This window comes from Lentzea sp. (assembly GCF_036380075.1).
Taxonomy (GTDB): Bacteria; Actinomycetota; Actinomycetes; order Mycobacteriales; family Pseudonocardiaceae; genus Lentzea.
Genome location: NZ_DASVFL010000388.1, coordinates 1 through 8,662, shown reverse-complemented (window position 1 = coordinate 8,662; position 8,662 = coordinate 1). Strand labels below are relative to the sequence as shown.

Genomic DNA, 8,662 nt, shown 5'->3' with positions numbered 1-8,662 from the left:
CATGGCCACCACGTCGAGCAGGACGCGGGCGGCCTTGGCCGGGTCACCGGGCATGTTGCCGTGCGCCCCGCGCATCATGCCGAGCAGTACCCCGACAGACGGAACGTAGTCCTCACCCGGCTCCGTCACCACCAGGGACGGGCCCGTCCAGTCCGTCTGGAAGCCGCCGAGCTCCACGATCGTCGCCTTCACGCCGAACGGCGCGCACTCCGCCGCCAGCGACTCGCTGAAGCCGCGCAGCGCGTGCTTGGCCATCACGTACGGCGCGAGCCCGCCGCCGAAGGCCATGTGGCCCGCGGTCGAGCCGATCGTCAGGAAGTGCCCCGACCGCTGCTCGCGCAGCACCGGCAGCGCGGCCTTGGTGACGTTGACGACGCCGAAGAGGTTGATCTCCAGCTGGTCGCGGAAGTCGGCCTCCGCGCACTCCTCGATCGAGGTCACGCGGCCCGCGCCCGCGTTGTTCACGACCACGTCGAGCCGGCCGAACTCGCGCACCGCGGCCGCGACGGCGGCTCTCGCCTGTTCGGGATCGCGCACGTCGAGTGCAACAGATCTGGCCCGGTCGCCGTGTTGAGAGACGAGGTCGTCGAGATCGCGCGGGTTCCTGGCGGTCGCGACGACCTGGTGCCCGGCGGCGAGCACCGCCTCGGCGATCTTGCGCCCGAGGCCGCGGGAACTGCCGGTGATGAGCCACACCTGTGCCATGTCAGTGCTCCATAGGTCGGGAATCAGTTGTCCGGACTATGGAGTTGCGCCGCCCTTGCTTGATACCGAACGACTACTGTTCTCACCGATCGGGTGATCTCCAGAAGGGGAGTAAGTGTCCACTGGGCCAACACATGCGATGAGCGGGCTGCTCGCCTGGAGCGCCGTCACCGCCCTCGCGTCGAGCCATCCCATCGGCCACCTCTCGCCGCAGAGCTGGGCCGTCGGCGCGGTCCTGGCCACCGGGGCGGCGCTGCTGCCGGACCTCGACCACCCCGGCTCGACGATCTCGCGCACGTTCGGGGCGCTGAGCAGCGGCCTGTCCGCGGGCATCAACGCGCTGAGCAGCTTCGTCTACCGCACGACGAGGATGAAGAAGGACTCGAAACGGGACGGCGGGCACCGCGGTCTCACGCACACGCTCGTCTTCGCCGCGTTCGCCGCCGTCTTCACCACCGCGGTCGTGCAGAACAGCCAGAAGTGGGCGCTGCCCGTGCTGATGTTCGTGTTCGCCGGCCTGGCGGTGCGCGGCATCATGAACGACTGGTGCCCCAAGCAGGACGCGTTGCTGATCACCGTGGTCTCCGCGGGCATCACCTGGGCGATGATCGCGTGGACGGCGCAGACCAGCGCCTCCGCCGCGGCGTGCGGGATCGCGGTCGGCGTCGGGTGCTTCGCGCACTACATCGGTGACGCGATCACCGAGCAGGGCTGCCCGATCCTGTGGCCGATCCCCATCGCGGGCAAGACGTGGTTCCCGGTGGCGCCGCCGAAGATCATGCGGATGAAGACGGGCGGCGTCGTCGAGATGGCGATCGTCGGTCCGATCATCACGGTCCTGTCCGTGTGGCTGGGAATCGTGGCGTTGCAGGCCACGGGCGCGCTGCCGTTCCTGGACTGGCTCGACCTGCTCCCGATCTGAACCGTTCCACTTCCAGCCATTCAGCGGCTACCTGAGCCTCACCCGATCGGTCTAACCTCCACGAACCCGCTCTTCGCCACGTGGAGGACAACGTTGCCAACGCCACAGGCGGAGGTCGAGCGATCCTGCGAACCGCGCTGGCACCATGCGGGGTTCGAACCGCGGGCGGACCCACTCGCGGCCGCGCAAGTGGAGGTCAGGTGACCAGCACCTACGTCGGCATCGACGCCGGCCACGAAAACCGCTGGGAAGCGGAGAAGATCGCGCTGGAGCTGCACGACACGGTGCTGACCACGGCCAGGACGGTCGTGGTGCACGAGGTCGACGGCCACCACGCGATGTCGTTCATGGTCCCCGTCCCCCCGTCCGACGCGGTGGTGAGCTCGCTCGTCGAGCAGGGCTTCGGCGTCTCGGTCCGCGGTGCCTCGTCGGCACGCCAGGTGGGCCCGGAGACGCTGCGAGTAGGCGCCTCCACCGCCGCCGAGGCCCACCAGTACCGCCGCGAGGGGCGCGCGTTGCGCTACCAAGGCCAGCGCTCGCTGCGCGGCCGTCACGGCGTCTCGGACATCCTGGCGTTCACGGCCATCGAGGCTGTTCTGCCCCGTGACACGCACACGGTCGACACGCGCGGCAACCTGACGCCGTTCTTCCGGGACGGCAAACTGGTGCTGGTCGTCGACTAGGTTCGGCGATGTGCGTGACATCGCTGTCTTCAGTGGTTCTGCCCATCCCTCACTCGCCGCCGAGATCTGCGGGCATCTCGGTGTCGACCTGTCGCCCAGCCGCCTGACGCGGTTCGCCAACGACTGCCTCGAGGTGCAGCTCCAGGCGAACTGCCGCGAACGGGACGTGTTCCTGATCCAGCCGCTGGTGCCGCCGGTGCAGGAACACCTCGTCGAACTGCTGCTGATGCTCGACGCGGCGCGTGGCGCCTCCGCCGCGCGCACGACCGTCGTTCTGCCGCACTACGCCTATGCGAGGTCGGACAAGAAGGACGCGCCACGGATCTCCATCGGTGGACGACTGGTCGCCGACCTGATGGTGTCCGCGGGCGCGTCACGGGTGCTGGCGATGACGTTGCACTCACCGCAGGTGCACGGGTTCTTCTCGGTACCCGTCGACCACCTGCACGCGTTGCGCGAACTGGCGGCGCACTTCTCCCAGCACGACCTGTCGAACACCGTCGTGGTGTCGCCGGACCTGGGCAACGCCAAGGAGGCCGCGCACTTCGCGCGGATCCTCGGCCTGCCGGTCGCGGCCGGCGCGAAGCAGCGGTTCGCGGACGACGAGGTGCAGATCTCGACCGTCATCGGCGACGTGGCCGGGCGCGACGTGATCGTGCTCGACGACGAGATCGCCAAGGGCTCCACGGTGATCGAGCTGCTGGACAAGCTGCGGGAGCGCGGGGCGGGGTCGATCAGGGTCGCGTGCACGCACGGGCTCTTCTCCGCCGGCGCGCTGGACCGCCTGCAGGCGTTCGACGACGTGCTGGAGATCGTCGCGACGAACACCGTGCCGATCCCGGCGGAGAAGGCCGTGCCGAAGCTGGAGGTGCTCTCGATCGCGCCCGCGATGGCGGAGGCGATGCGGCGGATCAACGTCGGCGAGTCGGTGTCGACCCTGTTCGAGGCCCCCTGACGTTCGGGGTCCCCTGTCCTACCTGAGGTGCGCGAGCGCCCTGATCAGGCGCTCCGCCACGTCGTCGGGACCGGGCATCTTGCGCACCACGGCCCGTTGGTGCGCGAGCCCGTGCATCCCGAGCCACAACGCCACGGCGTCGCCGTAGAGGTCGTCGCTGCCGCGCGCGATCCCGGCCTCCACGCACGCGCCGAGCCGTTCCGCGAGCACGGTCAGCGCCTCGACCCCCAGTGACTCCAGCTCGTCGTCGGTGATCGACGTGTCGTCCACCGACGGCGTCCAGAGGCCGCCGAACATGATCCGGTAGCGCTGCGGGTGCAGTCTGGCGAAGTCCAGGTAGGCGTGGCACACCGCGAAGAGCCGCTCAAGGGGGTCGTCCCCCGCCTTCTCGTCGGCCTCGCGCAGCGCCGCCGCCAGGCCGTCCATCTCCTGCCGCACCACGGCCAGCATGATCGCCGGCTGGTCGGCGAAGTGCGCGTAGATCGACGGCGCCGCGATCCCCGCCTTGCGCGCGACCGAGCGCAACGTGACCGCGCGTTCGTCGCCGCCCTCGTCCAGCAGCGCGACGGCCGCGGAGATGATCTCTTCTCGCAGTTTCCCGCCCTCGCCCCTGCGGTTGCGCCTGCGCGGTTCCGTGTTCGTCACGGCCGTAACCATACACCTGAAAGTTTATGGGCGTTAGGGCTTGCGCTCTCAGACTTACGGGCGTTAGCTTATGTCCGTAAGCACAACCGGAACGCAAGGAGCCAGACGATGAACGCCACCACCGCCACCATCCGCGCCACCGAGGTCGTCCTGCCGGGCGTGGTCCAGCCAGAGGGCCTCCAGGTGCAGGTCAGGGAGCTGCCCGCGCCGGGCGAGGGCCAGGTCGTCCTGCGCATGGAGGCCACGGGCGTCTGCTTCGCCGAGCAGCAGATGCGCCTGGGCAAGTACTACGACCAGCCCGCGTTCCCGTTCGTCCCCGGCTACGACCTGGTCGGCACCGTCATCGCCGTCGGCGAGGGCGTGGACCCCGCGCTGAAGCTGCACCGGTTCGCCGCCGTCACCAAGGTCGGCGCGTGGGCCAGCCACCTGGTCGTCGAGGCCGCCGACCTGGTCCCCGTGCCGGACGACGTCGAGTCCGCCGCGGCGGAGACGGTCGCGGTCAACGGCGTCACGGCGTGGCAGATGATGTACCGCACCGCCAAGCTCAAGCGCGGTGACACCATCGTCGTGCTGGGCGCGAACGGCGGCGTCGGCTCGACGCTCGTGCAGCTCGCCCGCCACGCCGGGATCAAGGTGATCGGCACGGCCTCCGCCCGCCACCACGACGCGGTGCGCGAGCTCGGCGCGATCCCCGTCGACTACCGCGACCCCGCCATGTACGCCAAGATCCGCGAGCTCGCCCCCGAGGGCGTCGACGCCGTGTTCGACCACGTCGGCGGCGCGGGCCTCGTCGAGTCCTGGAAGCTGCTGCGCCGCGGCGGCACGCTGGTCAACTACGGCACGGCCGCGACGAAGGACGAGCCCGGAAACGCCACGCTGCCGGTGCTGAAGCTCTACGGGCGCCTGCTGCTGTGGAACTTCCTGCCCAACGGCAAGAGCGCGGGCTTCTACAACTTCTGGGCCGGCAAGCGCTTCCGCACCGCCACGTTCCGCGCCCGGCTGCGCGACGACCTCCTGCAGGTGCTCCGCCTGGTCGGCTCCGGCGCGGTGAAGCCGCAGATCGCCGCGCGCATCCCGCTGCCGGAGGCCGCCTCCGCGCTGGCGCTGGCCGAGTCGCGGACCATCCTCGGCAAGGTCGTCATCGTCCCGGAGCCGTGAGCAGGCCCGACTGCCGCCGGGCCGTCGTGGCGGCGGCGACCGCACTGGTCGACTCCGACCTCGCGGTGACGCTGCGGGCCGTGTCCCGCGCGGCGGACCTGCCCACGTCGTCGATCTACCAGCACTTCTCCGGTCCCGCGGCGATCCTGCGAGCCGTGTGCGACCAGGCGTTCGAGGAGCTCGAGGCCGCCGTTCTCGAGGCGGCCGACTCCTACGCCGCCTGCCTCGCCTACCTGGGCTTCGCCGTCGCGCACCCCCGCCGCTACCGCGTGCTGTTCGGGGCGGCCGACTTCTCCGGACCGGCGGTGCGGCTGTTCACCGCGGTCCTCGCCGGCCCGGACCGCGCCGAACCCGCGGCGGACGCCCTGGCGTTGTGGCTGGGCCTGCACGGCCTGGCCGACCAGCACGCGGCGACCCGCCGCTCACCCCGGTTCACCACCCTCGCACCACGCCTGATCACCGCGCTCATCTGAACCCGACTCCCCGGAGGTCCCTGCCGTGAACGCCGTCACCGTCCGCACCGCGGTCGCAGTCCCCGCCACCGAGGTCGACAACCGCGTCGCCTACCTGGGCTTCGCCTTCGCCTACGTCTTCGGGCACGGCGGCTCGCTGCTGTCCAGGTCGGGCGCGGTCCTGATGCCGGGCTGGCTGCCGGTCGCGCTGCTCGGCGCCGGCATGGCCGTCGGCACCGTCTTCGCCACGACCGCGGCACTGCGCGCCCAGCGCGGTGCTCCCGAGGCCCGCCGACGAACCGAGAAGCTGGTCGGCGCGGCCTGGATCACCGGCTTCACCGCGCTGGCGCTCGCGATCACCGGCCTGAGCACGGTGATCGACCACCCGGACCTGACCACCGTGCTGTGGCCGGCGGGGTCGAGCATCGTGGTCGGCCTGATCTACATCGCCGAGGGCGCCGTCCGCCGCAACGCCGTGCACTACAACCTGGGCACGTGGCTGGCGCTGGTCGCGTCGGCGGCGCTGTTCGTGCCGTCACCGGGCTTGTTCGGCGTGCTGGCCGTGCTGGGCGGCGGCGCCTACCTGGTGGCCACGTTCCTGGAGCACCGCCGCCTGACCGCGTTGGCCGCCTGATCCCGTTGGCCGACTGACGCTTCTTACAGCTGCACTCGCACCGTGACGCGGCCCTTGTCGTCACGGTGCGATTTCGCGTGTCCGGTCCGTTGCGTGCCATCGAGTTCCAACGTCAGAGGGCCGCCCTCGCCGTTGAAGTTGCGCCACCACGTCTTGGCCTCCGGCATCATCACCTTGATGTCGACGACGTCACCTTTGCGTTGGTAGCCAACGGGTGTGGTGAACGTGCGGCCCGACTTTCGCCCCGTGTAGGACACGACGGTGATGCCCTTGCGCACGAGCTTCCCGATCAGCGGGGCGTCGCGCAGCCCGACGACCAGCCTGTTGACGCGACCGACGAGCGGCGCCTTGAAGTCCATGCGTCCGACCGTAGCCGCGTAAGTGGACAGCCCGCTCCGCTTGGTGCGAAGTGAGAGGAAGTGACCGCCGGACCGACTCAGATGCGGGATCAGCCGGGATGCGCGCCGACGGTGTCGCGGATCTGCGCGCCCAGGTCGGACGAGCCCGCCCGCGCGCAGTGGGCGCAGCAGAAGAACCGGCCCTCCACCTCCACCCCGTGCCCGATCACCCGGCAGTCGCAGTGCTCGCAGCGCGGCGCGAGCCGTTGGATCGCGCACTCGAAGCTGTCGAACGTGTGCACGCCGCCGCCGACGGTGCGCACCTCGAAGGCCATCCAGTACTCGTTGCCACAGACGTCACAGGTCGCCATGCGCGGAAGACTGCGGCAGGCCGGCCTGCTCGGCAACTCGACCGCCGAGTTGCGCGACCAGCGTTTTCGGTGCAACCACCCCGATCGCCGCTCCGTCCACAGAGGACTTGCTCGAACCGGGGGCACACCCCGTCCGTACGAGGAGGTGTGGGAAGGATGCTGAGCGGGACCGGCCGGATTCGAACCGGCGTTCTCCCTCCGTTCCGGAGGGCGCGTCGACCACTGCGCTACAGGCCCCATCGCCACCGCGCCACTCACACTAGTCGGCGAATCGCGGGCCGTATGCCCTGCGAAAGTGTTGGACCCAATAAGGTTCGTGCATCAACCTCGGACTGGACGGTGTCGTGCCAGGGATCGACTACTACGAGTTGCTCGGTGTCAGCCGGGGCGCCAGTGCCTCGGAGATCAAGTCGGCCTACCGCTCTCTCGCTAAGGTCATGCACCCCGACGCGGGTGGGACGTCTGGCGGCTTCCGCCTGCTCCAGGAGGCCTACGAGACGCTGAAGGACCCGGTCCGCCGAGCCGACTACGACCGCCCGGTGCGCGTGGCACCCCCGGTCACCAGGCCGGCAGCACGCCCGCGACCTCGCCGAACAGGCCACACGGGCCGGCTGCGCGACTTCGGCGACGACCCGAACTACATGGCACCCCGCCCGCGCGTCGACCTCGGCTCGATGGACTGGTGGAACCGCATCGACCTGGGCGCGCGGGTCCGCTACGTCCCCGCCACCGGCCTGGGCCACGCCCCGGCGGCGGCCGCGATCGGCACGTGGTTCGTCCTCCTGCTCCCCCTGGCCATGCCCCTGTCCCCGCTCCTGCTGGCCGTCTGGCTCCCCCTGGTGGCGGGCGCCGGTTACGGAGCGTTCCGACTGGTCCGCCGCTACACCGCCCTGGCGAGAGCCGAACGGGCGTTCGCCGGTGAGTACGACGGGAACACCATCTTCGGCCGTCCGGGTGAAAACAGACGCGAAAGGCTGACCGCCGGCCTCCTCACCGAGTACCTCACGCAGCTACCGGGAGTGCGCATCTTCCACGGCCTGGCCTGGCCCGGCTCGGTCTTCACCGACGTCGACCACGCCCTGCTCTGCGGCCGCCGCCTGGTCCTGATCGAGTCGAAGTCCTGGCTGCCGGGCCACTACTACTGCGACGAGGACGGCGAGCTCTGGCGCAACGGCCACCCGTTCCGCGGCGGCAGCAGCCAGCTCCTCGACGGCGTCGACCGCTTCGCCGAACTGCTGCCGTGGCTGGAGATCCGGGGCGCCGTGATCGTCTACCCGTCCCGCGCCGGCGAGGTCACCTGCGACGACGACCTGGACTTCGACGTGCCGCCCATGACGCCGGAGCAGTTCGTGCGGGAGATCGGCGACTGGCTGGCCGACGACCCGGCCACGGTGGACCGGGAGGCTTTGCGCGTGCTGGTGCGCCAGGTGGTGTCGGAAGTGCGGGTCGCCGGCGCGTAGCCGTCACCGGTCCGCCAGCAGGTCCAGCTCCCGAACGGCCCGTTCGACGTCCACGGCCCTGTTCTGCGCGCGGTAGAGCGCCAGCGCCGCACCCCAGCACGTCCGCGCCCAGCCGAACCTGCGCAGCGCGGTGTAGGTCTCGCCGAGCTGCGCGAGCGTGTCTGCCTCCGCGTAGCTGTTGCCCAGCTGGCGCCGGATCGTGAGCGCGCTTTCGTGGTACGCCATCGCACATCCGTGATCGCCGATCGCGCCCGCCAACGTGCCGAGGGCACCGAACGCGGCGGCTTTGCCCGGCGGGTACTCCGCCCGGTCGAACACCACCAGTGCCTCCTCCGCGGA

The 8,662-nt window shown here is 70.5% G+C and carries 11 protein-coding genes, 1 tRNA gene and 1 pseudogene; 7 read left to right on the top strand and 6 right to left on the bottom strand.

Features of this window, described 5'->3' with window-relative positions; translation table 11 throughout:
• The coding region (locus VF330_RS40580) for an SDR family NAD(P)-dependent oxidoreductase (RefSeq protein WP_330857077.1) at positions 1 to 705 on the bottom strand (705 nt) is incomplete at its 3' end.
• 115 nt (positions 706 to 820) lie between these two features.
• On the opposite strand from VF330_RS40580, the gene VF330_RS40575 reads away from it, so the two are divergent.
• The 3 genes from VF330_RS40575 to VF330_RS40565 all read left to right on the top strand — a co-directional run bounded on the left by VF330_RS40575 (position 821) and on the right by VF330_RS40565 (position 3,265).
• On the top strand, positions 821 to 1,627 hold the full coding sequence (locus VF330_RS40575) for a metal-dependent hydrolase (RefSeq protein WP_330857076.1): 807 nt from the start codon (positions 821 to 823) through the stop codon (positions 1,625 to 1,627).
• 200 nt (positions 1,628 to 1,827) lie between these two features.
• Positions 1,828 to 2,310, top strand: a complete 483-nt coding sequence (locus tag VF330_RS40570; protein ID WP_330857075.1) for a hypothetical protein — start codon at positions 1,828 to 1,830, stop codon at positions 2,308 to 2,310.
• A gap of 10 nt (positions 2,311 to 2,320) precedes the next feature.
• On the top strand, positions 2,321 to 3,265 hold the full coding sequence (locus VF330_RS40565) for a ribose-phosphate pyrophosphokinase (protein ID WP_330857074.1): 945 nt from the start codon (positions 2,321 to 2,323) through the stop codon (positions 3,263 to 3,265).
• Between the two features lie 18 nt (positions 3,266 to 3,283).
• Here the strand turns inward: VF330_RS40565 and VF330_RS40560 are convergent, their stop codons facing one another.
• Positions 3,284 to 3,910, bottom strand: coding sequence for a TetR/AcrR family transcriptional regulator (locus tag VF330_RS40560; protein ID WP_330857073.1), 627 nt, complete (start codon positions 3,908 to 3,910; stop codon positions 3,284 to 3,286).
• Between the two features lie 108 nt (positions 3,911 to 4,018).
• On the opposite strand from VF330_RS40560, the gene VF330_RS40555 reads away from it, so the two are divergent.
• Genes VF330_RS40555 through VF330_RS40545 form a run of 3 tightly spaced genes read left to right on the top strand, consistent with a single transcriptional unit; the run spans position 4,019 to position 6,154 of the window.
• Positions 4,019 to 5,068 carry a medium chain dehydrogenase/reductase family protein gene (locus tag VF330_RS40555; RefSeq protein WP_330857072.1) on the top strand — a complete coding sequence of 350 codons (1,050 nt, stop codon included), beginning with the start codon at positions 4,019 to 4,021 and terminating at the stop codon, positions 5,066 to 5,068.
• Positions 5,065 to 5,541: a TetR-like C-terminal domain-containing protein gene (locus tag VF330_RS40550; protein ID WP_330857071.1), complete on the top strand. Its 477-nt coding sequence runs from the start codon at positions 5,065 to 5,067 to the stop codon at positions 5,539 to 5,541. Before VF330_RS40555 ends, VF330_RS40550 begins: the two co-directional genes overlap by 4 nt.
• Positions 5,542 to 5,566: 25 nt before the next feature.
• Positions 5,567 to 6,154 carry an ABC transporter permease gene (locus VF330_RS40545; RefSeq protein WP_330857070.1) on the top strand — a complete coding sequence of 196 codons (588 nt, stop codon included), beginning with the start codon at positions 5,567 to 5,569 and terminating at the stop codon, positions 6,152 to 6,154.
• Positions 6,155 to 6,177: 23 nt separating this feature from the next.
• Here the strand turns inward: VF330_RS40545 and VF330_RS40540 are convergent, their stop codons facing one another.
• The 3 genes from VF330_RS40540 to VF330_RS40530 all read right to left on the bottom strand — a co-directional run bounded on the left by VF330_RS40540 (position 6,178) and on the right by VF330_RS40530 (position 7,101).
• Complete coding sequence (locus tag VF330_RS40540; protein ID WP_330857069.1) at positions 6,178 to 6,513, bottom strand: hypothetical protein; 336 nt, start codon at positions 6,511 to 6,513, stop codon at positions 6,178 to 6,180.
• 89 nt (positions 6,514 to 6,602) lie between these two features.
• On the bottom strand, positions 6,603 to 6,863 hold the full coding sequence (locus VF330_RS40535; RefSeq protein WP_330857068.1) for a Prokaryotic metallothionein: 261 nt from the start codon (positions 6,861 to 6,863) through the stop codon (positions 6,603 to 6,605).
• A 164-nt stretch (positions 6,864 to 7,027) separates the two neighbouring features.
• Positions 7,028 to 7,101: transfer RNA gene (locus VF330_RS40530), tRNA-Ser, on the bottom strand.
• Between the two features lie 106 nt (positions 7,102 to 7,207).
• Between VF330_RS40530 and VF330_RS40525 the strand changes: the two genes are divergently transcribed.
• Entirely contained in the window at positions 7,208 to 8,323 is a 1,116-nt protein-coding gene (locus VF330_RS40525; protein ID WP_330857067.1) for a J domain-containing protein, read from the top strand.
• A gap of 3 nt (positions 8,324 to 8,326) precedes the next feature.
• On the opposite strand, the pseudogene VF330_RS40520 reads toward VF330_RS40525, so the two are convergent.
• A pseudogene (locus tag VF330_RS40520) lies at positions 8,327 to 8,662 on the bottom strand (tetratricopeptide repeat protein); the annotation flags it as partial.